Raw genomic sequence first — 16,388 nt, forward strand, 5'->3', positions numbered from 1 at the left:
GCCTTCAGGGCGCCGTTTGTTTACCAGTAGTTTTCCACTGCCACCTGGCCGGGTCGTCGACTGAGGCTCAGGCGCATGTCTCGTTGTTTGAGCAACTTGCGCGTGTCATCGATCATCTGTGGGTTACCGCAGAGCATCACCCGCGAATGCTCGGCTGTCAGCGCTACACCGGCCGTGCGCTCTAGCTCGCCACTTTCCATGAGTGTCGTGATCCGCCCATTCAGGGCCCCCGGATGCTGCTCGCGGGTGACGGTGGCAATGAACTGCAGCTTGTGCGCGTATTCGGCCAGATAATCGCGCTGTGCCAGCCCTGCAATCAACTCCTGATACGCCAGCTCCCGCGCTTCGCGCACGCTGTAGACCAGGATGATTCGTTCGAATTTCTCCCACACCTCGAAGTCCTGCAGGATCGACAGAAACGGCGCCAGCCCCGTGCCTGTGGAGAACAACCAGAGGTCACGGCCATCGACGAAGCGATCCAGCGTCAGATAACCAAAGGCCTGCCGGTCGACGAGCAGCGTATCGCCGACTTCCAGCCGGCTCAGTTCACTGGTGAACTCCCCTCCCGGCACGACAATGGAGAAGAACTCCAGGAACTCGTCATAGGGGGACGAGACCATGGAATAAGCCCGCCAAACCGTACTGCCGTCGGCCTTGGTCACGCCCAGCCGGGCGAATTGCCCTGCGCGAAAGCGAAAGCCAGAATCCCGGGTGGTCCGCAGGGTAAACAGGTTTGGAGTCAACGGCTGGACGTCGAGCAGTGTCTGGCGTGTGAATTTCTCTGCACTGGCAGTCATTGGGTCGCTCCATTCAACAGATAACGCCAGTGTCCCGCAAAGCAGAAGGTATAAACACCGGTGATTTGTAATGGCTTTTGCCTCATCTCACCAAACAGTAGAAATACAAATATGATATGCAGTTGATTCCTGTTGATCCGTTAGTAAGCTAAGAACTGGTTTATGCAGTTGCATATTTTTTTTAAGAGCAAAAAAATCCACCACGAATGTAGGAATTCTCCTACAATCGTGGCGTGCCGGATATCGGATCCAATCAGCACCAACGACAGTAAGTCCGCAATGGAGTTACCCCATGAAAGTGTGGAAGGAATCACAGTTAACGCAGCTTTCTTACGCTCAGAAAATAGAGACCGCGTACGAGATTTCTCTCAATCTCGTTAAAAATCTTGGCTTTAATTTCTGTGCATTTTCAATAACATCCCAAGTAAGGGGGATACGCCGCCATACGATCAATCTGAATAATTACCCCACCGAATGGAACACAAAATATGAACAGGAGCACTTCAGTGAAGTCGACCCGATACTAGCCCACTGCAATCATTCCGAATTACCGATTCTTTGGCAGGAAGAAGTTTTCTACAAAACACCAGCACTGTGGCAAGCACAAAAACAGCAAGGGTTGCGCTATGGCTGGTCCCAATCCGTTCATGATGAGAACGGGCTTTGCAGCATGCTGAGCCTGGCCAGAAGCAACTGTCCGATTACGACGCATGATCTGTATAAAAATCTGGGCTACGCGTTGTACATTAGCCGTCACTTGCATGGGCTTGTGGCGAAAGAACTGCCTGCGCCCTCAAAACCAGGCACAGTGCATTTATCATCCCGGGAAATCGAGGTGCTGAAATACTCAGCCGATGGCAAGACGGCAGACAAGGTCGCGATCATCCTCAACCTGAGTCCAAGCACGGTACAGTTCCATATACGCGGCGCCATCCGAAAATTCGGCGTAAACAACAAAATTGCGGCAGTGATCAGAGCCGCGAGAGTGGGCGTCATCTGAATCTGTTTGAATCCGGTAATCCCCGCGAGTAATCCAAGCAAAAAAACCGTACCATTCGCGATCCATCCTGAGTGATGCCGTGTGAAATTCCACGACGCAGTTCATTCGGATGGTTCGCCCGCTACATGCCTCTGAGCGGCGGGCCACTCGTTGATTATCCTCCGTTGATTACCCAGAGCCCCGTCTCATGCCTCTGCTCGAAACCCCCTTCGCTCAACTCGATCTGATCCGCCAGCCAGAACAGCAGAACGAACCGTTGCAAGCCTTTGATGCCGCAGACGAATACCTGCTCACTCATCTGGCCGGGCAACAACCGGCAGCCGATACCCGCGTGCTGGTGCTCAACGACAGCTTCGGCGCTTTGGCCGCCAGCCTGGCGGGCAAGGTTCGGGTGACCAGCAGCGGCGATTCGTTTCTGGCGTTTCAGGGGCTGGAAAAGAACCTGATACGCAATGGCCAGACGTTTGATGCAGTGCCGAAGGTGCCTGCCAACGAAATATTCGTCGGGCCGTTTGACCGGGTATTGATCCGGGTACCGAAAACCCTGGCCCTGCTGGAAGAGCAACTGATCCGGCTACAAGGGCAACTGGCTCCTGGCGCTCAAGTGATTGCAGCCGCGATGGTGAAGCATTTGCCACGCGCTGCGGGAGATCTGCTGGAGCGCTATATCGGCCCGGTGCAAGCCTCGTTGGCCGTCAAGAAGGCTCGGCTGCTGATCGCCACGCCCCAAGACAAAGCGCCGGCGACCTCCCCCTACCCGACCCGCTATCGACTCGACGACCCTGCGATCGAACTGCTCAATCACGCCAATGTGTTCTGCCGCGAAGGGCTGGATATCGGCACGCGGGCCTTTTTGCCGCACTTGCCGAAGAACCTCGGCGCAGCACGGGTTGCCGATCTGGGGTGTGGCAACGGCGTACTGGCGATTACCAGTGCCCTGCAAAATCCTGAGGCGCACTACACGCTGGTGGACGAATCGTTCATGGCCGTGCAATCGGCCACTGAAAACTGGCGCGCGGCGCTGGGCGATCGCGACGTCATCGTGCGGGCCGGCGATGGGTTGGCTGAGCAGGAACCTCAATCCCTGGACGTGGTGCTGTGCAATCCGCCGTTTCACCAACAGCAAGTGGTCGGCGACTTCCTGGCTTGGCGGATGTTCCAGCAGGCGCGTGAATCGTTGGTGGTGGGCGGCGCGCTGTACATCGTCGGCAATCGTCACCTGGGTTATCACAGCAAGCTGGCGCGGTTGTTCCGCGGCGTCGAGCAAGTCGCGGCCACACCCAAGTTCGTGATTCTCAAAGCTCGCAAATAATCACGAAAAAAAAAACCCTCCATCGCAGGAGGGTTATAAATCCGTGCCGCAAGGCAACGGGATGGGAATTTCAGTGGGTACTCAGGCCCGCGGCATTCATGAACATCCGCATTAGCGTGGCCACGATGAACAGTGCCACGACGCTGCCGGCCCAGATCATCGCCAGCCAGCCGAGCCGCTGCCAAAGCGGCTTTTTCTCGGCGGCTTCGATTTCTTGCAAAGTGGGTTTGCCAGCCATCATCGTTTTCTCCTCTGCAACGGCGCCGGTATCAATCCAGCGCCGTAGTCGCTAGTGGTAACCATCTTCGTGGGTGACCTTGCCGCGGAACACGTAGTAGCTCCAGAAGGTGTACCCCAGGATGAACGGGATGATGAACAGCGTGCCCACCAGCATGAAGCCCTGGCTTTGCGGCGGTGCGGCGGCGTCCCAGATCGAGATCGACGGCGGCACGATGTTCGGCCACAGGCTGATACCCAGACCGCTGTAGCCGAGGAAGATCAGCACCAGGGTCAGCAGGAATGGCGTGTAATGCGCATTGCGGGCCACCGCGCGAATCAGACCGTACATGGTCACCAGCACCAGAATCGGCACCGGCAGGAACCAGAACAGGTTCGGCAGGGTAAACCAGCGTGCGGCGATCTCGGCGTGGGCCAAAGGTGTCCAGATGCTGACGATGCCAATCACCGCCAGCACCACGAAGGCCAATGGCCGCGCCAGATCATGCATCTGCTCCTGCAGCTTGCCTTCGGTCTTCATGATCAGCCACGTGCAACCGAGCAGCGCGTAAGCCACCACCAGCGCCGCACCGCAGAACATCGTGAACGGTGTCAGCCAGTCAAGTGAACCGCCGGCAAACTGACGATTGACCACCGGTAGCCCATCGATGAACGCACCCAATGCCACGCCCTGGAAAAAGGTTGCGGCGATCGAGCCACCGATGAATGCCTTGTCCCAGAGGTGGCGCTTGTCGTCCTTGGCCTTGAAGCGAAACTCGAAGGCCACACCGCGAAAAATCAGCCCGATCAGCATGAAAATCAGCGGTAGGTACAACGCCGAGAGCACCACCGAATAAGCCAGCGGGAAGGCGCCGAACAATGCCGCGCCGCCCAATACCAGCCAGGTTTCGTTGCCGTCCCAGACCGGGGCGACGGTGTTCATCATGACGTCCCGATCGCTCTTGCCCTTGATGAACGGGAAGAGAATTCCGATCCCAAGATCAAAGCCGTCCATGACCACGTACATCATGATGCCGAAGATGATGATCACGGCCCAGATCAGCGGAAGATCAATACCCATGATTCAAATCTCCTTGTTCAAGCTGTGGTTGTGATCAGCGTCACCATTGTCATCGGCTGCGGACAGCGGACGGGCTGGTGTGCGTTTCTGGCCAGGGCCGCCTTCGTTGGTTTCCTTGCCTTCGTCGATCTTCGGCCCTTTGCGCACCAGGCGCATCATGTAGCCAAGACCGGCACCGAACAGCGCGAAATACACCACAACGAACATGATCAAGGTGATGCTCATCTGCACGAAGCTGTGCCCGGAGGACGCATCCGCCGTGCGCATCAGCCCATAAACCACCCACGGCTGACGGCCGATTTCAGTGGTGAACCAACCGGCGAGGATCGCGATCAGGCCTGACGGCCCCATCCACAGCGCCAGGTACAAGAACGGCCGCGAGGTATACAGCTTGTCGCGTTTGCGCAGCCACAGGCTCCACAAACCAGTGAAGATCATCAGCATGCCCAGACCGACCATGATCCGGAACGACCAGAACACGATGGTCGAATTCGGCCGGTCTTCAGGCGGGAATTCCTTGAGCGCAGGGACCTGTTTGTCCAGGGTGTGGGTCAGGATCAGGCTGCCGAGGTACGGAATTTCTACCGCGAATCTGGTTTTCTCGGCTTTCATGTCCGGCCAGCCGAACAGAATCAGCGGCGTCGGTTCGTCGCCGACATTTTCCCAGTGGCCTTCGATCGCAGCGATTTTCGCCGGCTGATGCTTGAGGGTATTGAGGCCGTGGAAGTCACCGATAACCGCCTGAATCGGGGCAACGATCAGCGCCATCCACATCGCCATCGAGAGCATGGTGCGGATTGCAGGGTTGTCCTTGCCGCGCAGCAAGTGCCAGGCCGCCGACGAACCGACGAAGAAGGCAGTAGCAACGAACGCCGCCGTGGCCATGTGCATCAGGCGGTAGGGGAACGACGGGTTGAAGATAATCGCCAGCCAGTCCACCGGAATAACCTGACCGTTGACGATCTCGTAGCCTTGAGGGGTCTGCATCCAGCTGTTGGAGGCCAGAATCCAGAAGGTCGAAATAAGGGTGCCGATGGCCACCATGACGGTAGCGAAGAAGTGCAGCTTGCGCCCGACCTTGTTCCAGCCGAACAGCATGACGCCGAGGAAACCGGCTTCGAGGAAGAAGGCGGTGAGCACTTCATAGGTCAGCAACGGCCCGGTCACCGAACCGGCGAAGTCCGAAAAACGGCTCCAGTTGGTGCCGAACTGATAGGCCATGACCAAACCGGAAACTACGCCCATACCGAAGTTGACGGCAAAGATCTTCGACCAGAAATGGTACAGATCGCGGTAAGTGTCGTTGTGCGTCTTCAGCCACAGGCCTTCGAGCACCGCCAGGTAACTCGCCAGGCCAATGGTGATGGCCGGGAACAGGATGTGAAACGAAATGGTGAATGCGAACTGAATCCGGGCGAGATCAAGTGCCTCCAAACCGAACATAAGTCTTCCTCTGTCAGGTAATACCGGCTGAAGGCTTGCGGCCTACACCCACTGCCCCCACGGATATGGAGTGTGGCGAATTCGAATTCGTTCTTTTTGGACCATCATCACAAACGTAGGGAGTCTGGCCATCTGGCCGCCGGATCAATTCCACGAAGGGTCTTGATCTGGATCAAGCAACGTTGAAAGAGTAGTCGCATTTTTGCCGATGGACGGTGTGGTCTTTTGCCGCGTGACAGGTTGCCTCATGGGTTTGGGCATGAGCTGCAATACATTTTTGGATGGGTGGACTAACTGTGGCGAGGGGGCTTGCCCCCGTTCGGCTGCGCAGCAGTCGTAAATCCGGTTACTGCGGTGTACTTGGCAGAAATGAGTTGCCTAGGTCTGGGGCCGCTTCGCAGCCCAACGGGGCAAGCCCCCTCGCCACAGGGATTTCGTATGCTCCATAGATCGGTGTCTAGCTAACTAAATTTCCCAGCCTTGCAACTTCTGGTTACAGGTTGGTGATAATCTCGCCCTTCCCTTCCCCTCGCCCAGACCTGCCTTCAGATGCCCAGCCAAGCGCCCCTGCTGTTACGTCATCACCGCCCGTTTATCGCGTTCTGGCTGGCTCGGGTATTCACCGCCAGCGGTTTTCAGATGTTGACCGTGGCCATTGGCTGGAATCTGTATCAACTGACGGGCAATGTGCTCGATCTGGGCCTGGTGGGGCTGGTGGAATTTGCCCCTCGCGTGTTGTTCATGCTGCACACCGGGCATGTCGCGGATCGCTATGACCGGCGCAAGGTCGCGGCGATTTGCCAGTCCCTGCAAGCGCTGATCGCCCTGTCGCTGGCCATCGGCAGCGCGACCGACCAGGTCACCCGGGAGATGATCTTCATCCTCGCGTTCCTGCTCGGCGCCGCCCGCTCCTTCGAAATGCCGACGACTCAGGCCTTGCTGCCGAGCATCGTGCCCAGCGCGTTATTCCCCCGCGCCGTTGCCGCCGCGCAATCTGCCCAACAATCAGCGACCATCGTCGCCCCGGCGCTGGGCGGTTTGCTCTATGCCTTCGGCAGCGTCTGGGTGTATGGCCCGACGGTGATTCTTTACCTCATCGCTTGTGCGCTGATGCTCAACCTTCCGGCCCGGCAGACACCGCTGAACAAGGGCAAGGCCACCCTGGATTCGCTGCTGGCGGGCATCCGCTTCATTCGCAGTCGCCCGGACATTCTCGGGGCGATTTCTCTGGATCTGTTTGCCGTCTTGCTGGGTGGCGCAACCGCGCTGCTGCCGGTGTTCGCCAAAGACATTCTGCTGACTGGCCCGTGGGGGCTGGGCCTGCTGCGTTCGGCCCCTGCAGTCGGTGCGTTGCTGATGTCGCTGTTTCTGGCGCGATTTGCCGTGGAGCGAAACGTCGGGCGGGTGATGTTCACGGCCGTGGGTGTATTCGGCGTGGCGACCATCGCTTTCGGCCTGTCGACTTCGTTCTGGCTCTCTCTCGCCGTGCTGGTGGTATTGGGCGCAGCGGACATGATCAGCATGGTGATCCGCGCCTCGTTCGTGCAACTGGAAACCCCCGACGAAATGCGCGGCAGGGTCAGCGCTGTGAATGGCTTGTTCATCGGCGCTTCGAATCAGCTCGGCGAGTTCGAATCCGGCTTGACGGCCCACTGGTTCGGCACGGTGCCGGCAGTGGTCATGGGCGGTATCGGCACACTGATGGTGACCGGAGCCTGGATCAAACTGTTCCCGACCCTGGCCAACCGCGACCGTATGCATGTGCCGGAGGAAGCAGTCAGGGCCTGATGTAGCTCAGGAAAGGAAGGTCCCGTAATTGCTTGCAAAAGACTGGAAATCAGCACAAAGCATAATTTCTCCGACCAAGTGCAATACATAGATAGTGCATCAAGTGTAATGTATCGCCTTACACTTCGAACATGATCAAATCCTTTCAACACAAAGGCCTTCGTGGCTTCTACGAAACTGGGATTCGAGCAGATCATGCGAAACGTCTGGCTCGCATGCTGCAGTTCATGGATCGCGCAGTGGCCCCCGACGACCTCGACCTTCCGGGATGGCGATTACATCCGCTCAAGGGCGATCTGATCGAATATTGGTCACTCAGCATTTCGGGGAACTGGCGGGTTATTTTTCGTTTTATTGGTTCGGATATCGAACTGGTCGACTATCTGGATTACCACTGACAGGAGGCAGGACCATGCCCATGCACAACCCGCCACACCCTGGCGAAACACTCTTGATGGATGTATTGCCCGAGCTTGGTATCAGCGTCACCGAACTGGCCAGGCACCTTGGATTCGCCCGCCCGCATCTTTCGCGAGTGCTGCACGGCCATGCGCCCATCAGTCCGGACCTGGCGGTACGTCTGGAGCGGGCTGGAATCGGTAAGGCCCGGATGTGGTTAGGGGTTCAGATCGACTACGATCTCTGGCAAGCGGAGCAGCGTGAGCAACCCTTCATCGAACCGATTGCTATCCACGCCTGACATTCACTAGACCACCAACTCCCCCGCCACCGTCGCCCGCGTGGCTTTGCCGCAGAGTTGCTCCACCAGCGCCAGCGCAAACTCCAACGCGGCGCCTGAACCCTGAGCGGTGATGCAATTGCCATCGACCACCACCGGTTGATCGATGAAGTTACAACCCGACAGCTGATTGCTGACCGTGGGCAGGCAAGTCATGCGTCGCTGGCGCAAAACGCCAAAGGTTTGCAGCGCCAGCGCCGGAGATTCGGCAATACCGGCGAACAGGCGCCCGGCGGCGGCCTGGTCCTTGATCAATTGTTGCAAGGGTTGGTGGGCCGCCAAATGCTGCGCCCCTACGGCACCGCCAGGCAGAACGATCAAGTCGAAGGGTTGGGCCAGTAAATCCACCAACATCGCATCGGCGGTCAAGCGGGTGCCGCGAGCGCAGGTGAGCATGCGCCGTGCCTCGATGCTGGCCACCACCACTTCAACCTTGGCGCGGCGCAGCACATCGATCAAGGTCACGGTTTGCAGATCGTCGATGCCCTCGGCGAGGGTAATCAGGGCTCTAAAGGTCATGGGCGCGGTCCACAGGATAGTCTTTAAAGCGTAGTCAGCTTTCCTGACCCTTGTTCGAGCCCAGCCGTTACTTGATGTAAAGCTGCGTCGACATCGTGTTGCCGGGGGCGTTGATCGAGGTATTGCTGAACGTGAAGGTGCCGTCCTGCTTGCCCGCCAGGTTGAAGATGTACAGATAGCCGACGGTTTTTTTCCCGGCGGAGCACTCGGTCAGGTTGCCGGTATCAAAAGCACAGACAGGGGTCCGGGTGCCGTTCACCTCGAAACCGTCCAGTGCGACATGGGCTGCACGGCCGTAGCCGACCTCCAGCACATAAACCTTGATGTTTGGCCCTTTGTGGTCGCAACGGGTTTGCGCCTGGCCGTCCGCAATACTTTCAAATCCACAGGATGGCGATTCGACCTTGAGCACCTTCACCTGGCTCAACGGTTGAGCCATGGCCGCAGAGGCTGTTTGCGCTCCGATGAAACAGCTGAGCAGCAATCCAAATGCCGCAATCACACGCTTATTAATGCAATACATATCTACCCCCTCCCTCCCCCAAAAAACAGCGCGCAGTATGGCGCAGTTCCCTTTTGTGCAAAACATCGACGACGATCGCAGCCATAAGCAGCCATAGCCCCACGCTGCTGGTATGATGCGCGGCTTTTTCCGACCCACAGAAAATACCCAGGCGCCTGTAGCGGCCTGTGCTTTGCTGTTGAGGTCGATACATTCACGGCGCCGGGCGCGCCACGGGGAGCAGACATGCTGGAAAGGCTGTTTCAACTCAAGGCACACAACACCAACGTGCGGACCGAGATTCTGGCGGGCGTCACGACCTTTTTGGCCATGGCCTACATTCTGTTCGTCAACCCGAGCATCCTCGGCGAGACCGGCATGGACAAGGGTGCGGTGTTTGTCGCCACCTGTCTGGCTGCGGCCATCGGCTCGGCAACCATGGGCCTGATCGCCAACTACCCGATCGCCCTCGCGCCGGGCATGGGCCTGAATGCCTTCTTCACCTACACCGTGGTCCTGCACATGGGCCACACCTGGCAAGTGGCGTTGGGCGCGGTGTTCATCTCGGCGGTGATGTTTTTCCTGCTGTCGATCTTCCGCATCCGTGAATGGATCATCAACAGCATCCCGCTGGCGCTACGCTCGGCGATTGCCGCCGGTATCGGTCTGTTCCTGGCCCTCATCGCCCTGCACAACGCCGGCATCGTGGTCAGCAACCCGGCGACCATGGTCGGTCTCGGCGACTTGAAGCAACCGGCACCGATTCTCGCGACCCTGGGTTTTGCCCTGATCGTTGCCCTCGAAGCCCTGAAAGTCCGCGGTGCGGTGCTGATCGGTATTCTCGCGGTGACCATCGTTTCGATCGTGATGGGCTTCACCCCGTTCGGCGGCGTGATGTCGATGCCGCCGTCGCTGGCGCCTACTTTCCTGCAACTGGATATCATGGGCGCACTGGACATCGGTCTGGTCAGCGTGATTTTCGCCTTCCTGTTCGTCGACCTGTTCGACAACTCCGGCACCCTGATCGGCGTCGCCAAGCGCGCCGGCCTGATGGGCAAGGACGGCCACATGCCGAAAATGGGCCGCGCCCTGATCGCCGACAGCACCGCGGCCATGGCCGGTTCCTTGCTGGGTACGTCGACCACCACCAGTTACATCGAATCCGCAGCCGGCGTGAGTGCCGGTGGCCGCACCGGCCTGACCGCCATCGTGGTCGCGATCCTGTTCCTGCTGGCGCTGTTCTTCTCGCCATTGGCGGCCAGCGTTCCAGCCTTCGCCACCGCACCTGCCTTGCTGTTCGTCGCCGTACTGATGACATCCGGCCTGGCGGAAATAGACTGGGACGACATCACCGTCGCCGCACCGGTCGTGGTCACCGCCCTGGCCATGCCATTCACTTATTCCATCGCCAACGGCATCGCCTTCGGTTTCATCTCCTGGACTGCCATCAAGTTGTTGTCCGGTCGCGGCCGTGAGTTGAATTCGGCGCTGGTGATTCTGTCGATTCTGTTCGTGATCAAGTTGGGTTGGTTCAACGCATGACTTTTGATTCCCAGGCTTATGCCGTTCAGCTCGAAGAAAAGGTCACGCGTCTGCGTGATCTGCTAGCCCCGTTCGGTGCTCCCGAACCCGCAGTGTTCGATTCGCCGCTGAAAAACTTCCGCCTGCGTGCCGAATTCCGCCTGTGGCGCGAAGCCGGTGATCGCCACTACGCGATGTTTTCCCAGGAAGACAAACGCACGCCGATCCTGATCGAAGAGTTCCCGATCGCCAGCCTTCGCATCAACCAGTTGATGCCGCAACTCAAGGCGGCGTGGCAAGCGAGTGCGGCCCTGAGCCACAAGCTGTTTCAGGTGGAGTTCCTCACCACGCTGGCTGGCGATGCGATGATCACCCTGTGCTATCACCGCCCGCTGGACGAGCACTGGCACGCAGCGGCGTCGAAACTGGCCGCCGAGCTGAACGTCAGCATCATCGGTCGCTCGAAGGGCAAACGCGAAGTGATCGGTCACGATTACGTGGTCGAAAAACTCGAAGTTGGCGGCCGTACCTTCAGCTATCGCCAGCCGGAAGGCGCGTTCACCCAACCCAATGGCACGGTGAACCAGAAGATGCTCAACTGGGCGTATGACGCCCTCGGTGATCGCTCCGACGATTTGCTGGAGCTGTATTGCGGCAACGGCAACTTCACCCTGCCGCTTGCGACCCGTGTGCGCAAAGTGCTGGCCACCGAGATCAGCAAGACCTCGGTCAATGCAGCGCTCAGCAACCTGAGCGAAAACGCAGTGGATAACGTCACGCTGGTGCGTTTGTCTGCCGAAGAACTGACCGAAGCACTGAACGAAGTTCGTCCGTTCCGCCGCCTGCACGGCATCGACCTCAAGAGCTACGAATTCGGTAGCGTGTTCGTCGACCCGCCCCGCGCCGGCATGGACCCGGACACTTGCGAACTGACCCGGCGCTTCGACAACATCCTCTACATTTCCTGCAACCCGGAAACCCTGGCGGCCAACATCGCCCAGCTGCACGATACTCACCGCATTACCCAATGCGCGATGTTCGACCAGTTTCCGTGGACCCATCACATGGAATCCGGGGTGTTGTTGACCCGTCGTTGATCGCAGCCTCCCTATACAAATCAGCCGTCCACTGGACGGCTTTTTTGTGGGCGATCAGGGAGCCGCATCGACCTTGCGCGGGCGACCGCCCTTCTTGCCGTTGGCCCGTGCAGCCTCGGCCTTCGCAGCGCTGCTCTGACGACCATTACGCGATGCGATCACCGAGGCGGCCATATCCATCAGCGGTTTGCTCGTAGAAATCAGACCGGCGATGGACACCTGCAATTCCTTGTCTTCATGACAAAGCGCGGCTCCGGCGAAACCGACTTTCAGCCCGGCGAAATCCTCGGTCTCAAAACCATCGAACTCCGGATAGTTTTTTACTGGCAACAACACACCGCTGCCATCCTCAAAGCCGACGGCGAGACATGGATCAAGAAAGATCACCGTCGTTGCATTCAACCCGGCACGACGGCGTGCCCCACCACGCTCGATCGCTTCGTCCAGAGCGCCTTCGGTCACGGGGTGATCGACCTGCATTTTTGCGCTTATCGTTTTCATAATTCGATCTCCACGCCTTCTGGTGCTCCCATCAGGCTCAGCAGGGTCTTGTTGCTCTCCGGCTCATAGCGAGCCGAACCAATCATATAAGTCGTGCTGCCAATCCACTTCATCACGACCACTTCATTGCCCTGCCAATCCCATAACTGATTGTCGAGGCAGGCCGTCTGCAATTTGTTCCACCAGATGCCACGAGCTCGCCGTAAATGGGCAGGTTGCCTGAGCGCCTGACGCAATCCCTCCAGCACAGCCAAAGGAGGTCGATGCGAATGAGGGACGACATCCCAGAGCTCGACACCGTTGTGCCAGAAGCTGAACCTGAAGCGCGCGCTCCATGTGCCTGCGTCGACGTGAACGTGTGGCGGGCAATGCTCATCACGCAACATGACCACCAGTGAAAACCCTTTGTAGCGGCATACATTCATGCTAACCCATCCGTTAGGTTATAGAGTTCGAAGATTCGCCATTCCTTGAAGAATCCGATAAGTGGCGCTGATCGCTTGGATCAACTGGCCACGTTTGAGCCTAGCGTTCCAGGTCGATCGGGCTCCGCCAATCAAGGCAAAAAAGAGTAAGCAATCCTTTCATCGCCAATACCTGGCCGGTAATCCGGCCCTGTATTTGTGCGTTCTTATTTGATAAATACAGACACAGACACTTCATTTGATTCCCGGTGTAATCAATCATGCAGCGACATTTCGACGATCTTCAATTAGGCAGCATCGAACTGTTTTGCCTGGCCGCCGAAGCTGGCAGCTTTACTGCCGCGGCTCTGGTGGCAGGTGTGACCCCGGCCGCCGTCAGCCGCTCGGTATCGCGCATGGAAGAACGCTTGGGCGTGCGGCTGTTTGCGCGTACCACTCGCAGCGTCAAGCTGACCGACAGTGGCCGGCGTTATTTCGAGGAGTGTCGCGAGGCGCTCGCACAACTGGTCGAGGCCCAGCGCGAGGTGATGGGGCAGCAGCAAGAACCTTCTGGCACATTGCGCATCAGCATTCCCACGACCTATGCCCATCATCGAATCCTGCCCTTGCTGCCTGCGTTTCGGGCGCGCTTTCCCGCCGTGAAAGTCGAGGCACACATCAGCAATCGCAACATCGATTTCGTCGGCGAAGGCTATGACATGGCAATCCGTGTGCGGGCCATTCCCGACTCCGGGCTGATTGCACGGCCGTTGGAGGACGCCGCGCTGGTGATGATTGCCAGCCCTGACTACCTGAAGCGCGCCGGCACCCCGCAGACCCTGGATGACTTGGCTCAGCACGAATGCATCCAGTACGAACTGCCCAGCAGTGGGCGGCGGATTGCCTGGCTGTTCAACGACAACGGTGCGCCGCGGGAGATTCTTGCCGAGGGCAACTACTGCTGTTCCGATGATGTTTTGGGCGGTGTGACGCTGGCAAAAAGCGGCGCGGGGATTTTTCAAACCTATCGCTTCATCGTCGAAAAGGAACTGGCGGACGGTTCGCTGGTGGAAGTGCTCGAGCCCTATGGCGGACGTTCCCGTCCCTTCACTCTGCTGTATCCGCAAAGCCGCCATGTGCCGTTGCGGCTAAGAGCGTTTATCGATTTTCTGGTTGAGCATCTGCCGCGCTGAAAAGATCGCACCTGTAGGAGCTGCCGAAGGCTGCGATCTTTTTGCGCATGTCCGATCACCGCACAAATAATCCAGATCCGACGTCCTCTTCAATTGACCTTATTAACCAGTTAGTACAATTTCTCTCCACAAGCTGAAACCCTCGGCCAATGCCAAAAATAATATGTGGAGAGATCCGATGTCCCCTATCGTTCTGGTGCTCAACGGCCCGAACCTGAACCTGCTGGGCACCCGTGAACCGGCGACTTACGGCCACGAAACCCTGTCGGACATTTCAGCGCTGTGCGGTCGTGCTGCCGAAGAGTTCGGCCTGACAGTGGAGTTTCGCCAGACCAACCATGAAGGCGAATTGCTCGACTGGATTCACGCCGCCCGTGGCCGCTGCGCCGGGATCGTCATCAACCCGGCCGCCTGGACTCACACCTCGGTCGCCATTCGTGACGCCCTGGTCGCCAGCGAACTGCCGGTGATCGAAGTGCATCTGTCCAACGTCCATGCCCGTGAACCCTTTCGGCATCACTCCTTTGTTTCGTCCATCGCCACTGCGGTCATGTGCGGTTTCGGCAGCCACGGCTATCGTTTGGCGCTGGAGCATTTCAGCCATCGTTTGGAAGGTTAAGCGTCATGACACAGAACACCGTGGTATTGGCCGGGCTGATCGGTGCCGGCATTCAAGCTTCCCGCACTCCCGCGCTGCACGAGCATGAAGGTGACGCTCAGGGCTTGCGTTACCTCTATCGGTTGATCGATCTGGATCAACTGAAGCTCGACAGCAGCGCCCTGCCCGACCTGCTGATGGCAGCCGAACGAATGAATTTCACCGGGCTGAACATCACCTTCCCGTGCAAGCAGACGATCATCCCGTTGCTGGACGAATTGTCGCCGGAAGCCCGCGGTATTGGCGCGGTGAACACGGTGGTGCTTAAGGACGGCAAACGCATCGGCCACAACACCGATTGCCTGGGTTTTGCCGAAGGCTTTCGCCGTGGCTTGCAGGGCGTTGCTCTTGAGCGCGTCGTACAAATGGGCGCTGGTGGCGCAGGCGCGGCAGTGGCCCACGCGCTATTGAGCGAAGGCGTACAGCGGCTGAGCATTTTCGATGTGGATCAAAGTCGCGCTCAGTCGCTGGCGAACAACCTCAATCAGCATTTCGGTTTCGGTCGCGCCGTCGCCGGGCATGATTTGCCAGACACGTTGGGTAACGCTGACGGATTGGTGAATACCACGCCGATGGGCATGAAAAAGCTGCCGGGCATGCCCGTGCCGGTAGAGCTGCTTCGGGCGCAGCTGTGGGTTGCGGAGATTGTCTACTTCCCACTGGAAACCGAACTGCTGCGCAACGCTCGCGCGTTGGGTTGCCGGACGCTGGATGGCGGCAACATGGCGGTGTTTCAGGCGGTGAAGGCGTTTGAATTATTCAGCGGGGTGCTGCCGGATGCCCAGCGGATGCTGGCGCATTTTCAGAGCATGAATGGTTGAAGATCAAAAGATCGCAGCCTTCGGCAGCTCCTACAGGGTAATCGGCGTTTAACCGATCCTGTAGGAGCTGCCGCAGGCTGCGATCTTTTAAGGGACCTACAAATCAGGCCTGCAAGTATCGCAAAACCGACTCGCAAATCATCGCCCGATGACGCTGCTTGATGCTTTCGTCCGGCAAGTCGATCTGAAAGATCTCACCGAAGGTATGACGGTTCGACACCCGATAGAAGCAAAACGAGCTGATTAGCAGATGCACATCCAATGGATCGAGGTCGGTGCGGAATACACCTTCTTCGCAACCGCGACGCAAAATCTCGCCCAGTGAATCGAGGATGGTGTTGTTCATTGCCTTGATCGCATCGGAGCGCTTCACATACTCGGCGTTGTGAATGTTCTCGATGCTGACGATACGCACGAAATCGACGTTGCGATCATGGTGATCGAAGGTGAACTCCACCAACCGTCGAATCGCTTCAACCGGCGCCAGTTCGGCCAGGTGCAAACGGTTCTCGGTGCTGCGAATATCCCCGTAGAGTTTCTCCAGCACCTCGACGTAGAGCTGTTCCTTACTGCCGAAGTAGTAATAGATCATGCGTTTGGAAGTGTGGATGCGCTCGGCAATTGCATCGACGCGCGCACCGGAAAGCCCCTGCTGAACGAACTCGACAATGGCCTCTTGAAGAATGTTCTCGCGGGTCTTTTCCGGATTGTTCTTGCGACTCTTGCGAGGCTCGGCAATTGGCTTTTCGGGCGCTACGGAGAGTTCTGTAATTATTGTCATTGCGGGCTCACGGCC

Annotated in this window: 19 protein-coding genes; 10 read left to right on the plus strand and 9 right to left on the minus strand. The window is 58.1% G+C overall.

The features are described 5' to 3' along the window. Positions 1-20: 20 nt before the first annotated feature. Positions 21-797: a ferredoxin--NADP reductase gene (locus ACZ89R_RS13675; protein WP_429545523.1), complete on the minus strand. Its 777-nt coding sequence runs from the start codon at positions 795-797 to the stop codon at positions 21-23. 292 nt (positions 798-1,089) lie between these two features. On the opposite strand from ACZ89R_RS13675, the gene ACZ89R_RS13680 reads away from it, so the two are divergent. Together ACZ89R_RS13680 and ACZ89R_RS13685 are read left to right on the plus strand one after the other, a co-directional pair. Further along, positions 1,090-1,797, plus strand: a complete 708-nt coding sequence (locus ACZ89R_RS13680) for an autoinducer binding domain-containing protein (RefSeq protein ID WP_429545522.1) — start codon at positions 1,090-1,092, stop codon at positions 1,795-1,797. Positions 1,798-1,984: 187 nt separating this feature from the next. Further along, entirely contained in the window at positions 1,985-3,109 is a 1,125-nt protein-coding gene (locus ACZ89R_RS13685; protein WP_429545521.1) for a methyltransferase, read from the plus strand. Positions 3,110-3,179: 70 nt separating this feature from the next. Here ACZ89R_RS13685 and ACZ89R_RS13690 read toward each other — a convergent pair whose 3' ends face one another. Genes ACZ89R_RS13690 through ACZ89R_RS13700 form a run of 3 tightly spaced genes read right to left on the minus strand, consistent with a single transcriptional unit; the run spans position 3,180 to position 5,849 of the window. Continuing rightward, positions 3,180-3,347, minus strand: coding sequence for a DUF2474 domain-containing protein (locus ACZ89R_RS13690; RefSeq protein WP_258622847.1), 168 nt, complete (start codon positions 3,345-3,347; stop codon positions 3,180-3,182). A gap of 51 nt (positions 3,348-3,398) precedes the next feature. After that, on the minus strand, positions 3,399-4,406 hold the full coding sequence (cydB, locus tag ACZ89R_RS13695; protein WP_123359142.1) for a cytochrome d ubiquinol oxidase subunit II: 1,008 nt from the start codon (positions 4,404-4,406) through the stop codon (positions 3,399-3,401). Between the two features lie 3 nt (positions 4,407-4,409). Beyond that, positions 4,410-5,849: a cytochrome ubiquinol oxidase subunit I gene (locus ACZ89R_RS13700; protein WP_429545520.1), complete on the minus strand. Its 1,440-nt coding sequence runs from the start codon at positions 5,847-5,849 to the stop codon at positions 4,410-4,412. 549 nt (positions 5,850-6,398) lie between these two features. Here ACZ89R_RS13700 and ACZ89R_RS13705 point away from each other — a divergent pair. From ACZ89R_RS13705 to ACZ89R_RS13715, 3 genes are all read left to right on the plus strand, one after another. Next, the gene (locus ACZ89R_RS13705; protein WP_429545519.1) at positions 6,399-7,637 is read left to right on the plus strand and encodes an MFS transporter; all 1,239 of its coding nucleotides are present in this window, start codon (positions 6,399-6,401) and stop codon (positions 7,635-7,637) included. A 131-nt stretch (positions 7,638-7,768) separates the two neighbouring features. Then, positions 7,769-8,035 carry a type II toxin-antitoxin system RelE/ParE family toxin gene (locus ACZ89R_RS13710; protein WP_429545518.1) on the plus strand — a complete coding sequence of 89 codons (267 nt, stop codon included), beginning with the start codon at positions 7,769-7,771 and terminating at the stop codon, positions 8,033-8,035. Positions 8,036-8,049: 14 nt separating this feature from the next. After that, positions 8,050-8,337, plus strand: a complete 288-nt coding sequence (locus ACZ89R_RS13715; protein WP_429545517.1) for a HigA family addiction module antitoxin — start codon at positions 8,050-8,052, stop codon at positions 8,335-8,337. A gap of 6 nt (positions 8,338-8,343) precedes the next feature. On the opposite strand, the gene ACZ89R_RS13720 is transcribed toward ACZ89R_RS13715, so the two are convergent. Next, positions 8,344-8,895, minus strand: coding sequence for a DJ-1 family glyoxalase III (locus ACZ89R_RS13720; RefSeq protein WP_429545516.1), 552 nt, complete (start codon positions 8,893-8,895; stop codon positions 8,344-8,346). A 67-nt stretch (positions 8,896-8,962) separates the two neighbouring features. After that, on the minus strand, positions 8,963-9,418 hold the full coding sequence (locus ACZ89R_RS13725; RefSeq protein WP_123498647.1) for a DUF4879 domain-containing protein: 456 nt from the start codon (positions 9,416-9,418) through the stop codon (positions 8,963-8,965). Between the two features lie 225 nt (positions 9,419-9,643). Between ACZ89R_RS13725 and ACZ89R_RS13730 the strand changes: the two genes are divergently transcribed. Further along, positions 9,644-10,939 (plus strand): NCS2 family permease, encoded by a 1,296-nt coding sequence (locus tag ACZ89R_RS13730; protein WP_429545515.1) that lies wholly within the window; start codon positions 9,644-9,646, stop codon positions 10,937-10,939. Beyond that, positions 10,936-12,015 (plus strand): tRNA (uridine(54)-C5)-methyltransferase TrmA, encoded by a 1,080-nt coding sequence (trmA, locus tag ACZ89R_RS13735; RefSeq protein ID WP_429545514.1) that lies wholly within the window; start codon positions 10,936-10,938, stop codon positions 12,013-12,015. The genes ACZ89R_RS13730 and trmA overlap by 4 nt, the downstream gene beginning before the upstream one ends. Positions 12,016-12,069: 54 nt before the next feature. On the opposite strand, the gene ACZ89R_RS13740 is transcribed toward trmA, so the two are convergent. Next, positions 12,070-12,516, minus strand: coding sequence for a DUF2442 domain-containing protein (locus tag ACZ89R_RS13740; RefSeq protein WP_429545513.1), 447 nt, complete (start codon positions 12,514-12,516; stop codon positions 12,070-12,072). Continuing rightward, entirely contained in the window at positions 12,513-12,941 is a 429-nt protein-coding gene (locus tag ACZ89R_RS13745; protein ID WP_007895300.1) for a hypothetical protein, read from the minus strand. The genes ACZ89R_RS13740 and ACZ89R_RS13745 overlap by 4 nt, the downstream gene beginning before the upstream one ends. Positions 12,942-13,201: 260 nt before the next feature. Here ACZ89R_RS13745 and ACZ89R_RS13750 point away from each other — a divergent pair, with 260 nt between their 5' ends. From ACZ89R_RS13750 to ACZ89R_RS13760, 3 genes are all read left to right on the plus strand, one after another. Continuing rightward, positions 13,202-14,113 (plus strand): LysR family transcriptional regulator, encoded by a 912-nt coding sequence (locus ACZ89R_RS13750; protein ID WP_429545512.1) that lies wholly within the window; start codon positions 13,202-13,204, stop codon positions 14,111-14,113. Between the two features lie 178 nt (positions 14,114-14,291). Continuing rightward, positions 14,292-14,732 carry a type II 3-dehydroquinate dehydratase gene (gene aroQ, locus ACZ89R_RS13755; protein WP_429545511.1) on the plus strand — a complete coding sequence of 147 codons (441 nt, stop codon included), beginning with the start codon at positions 14,292-14,294 and terminating at the stop codon, positions 14,730-14,732. A 5-nt stretch (positions 14,733-14,737) separates the two neighbouring features. After that, complete coding sequence (locus ACZ89R_RS13760; protein WP_429545510.1) at positions 14,738-15,592, plus strand: shikimate dehydrogenase; 855 nt, start codon at positions 14,738-14,740, stop codon at positions 15,590-15,592. Between the two features lie 103 nt (positions 15,593-15,695). Here the strand turns inward: ACZ89R_RS13760 and ACZ89R_RS13765 are convergent, their stop codons facing one another. Then, complete coding sequence (locus ACZ89R_RS13765) at positions 15,696-16,373, minus strand: TetR/AcrR family transcriptional regulator (protein ID WP_429545509.1); 678 nt, start codon at positions 16,371-16,373, stop codon at positions 15,696-15,698. Positions 16,374-16,388: the final 15 nt, after the last annotated feature.

The sequence above is a fragment of the Pseudomonas sp. TE3728 genome, from assembly GCF_056279145.1.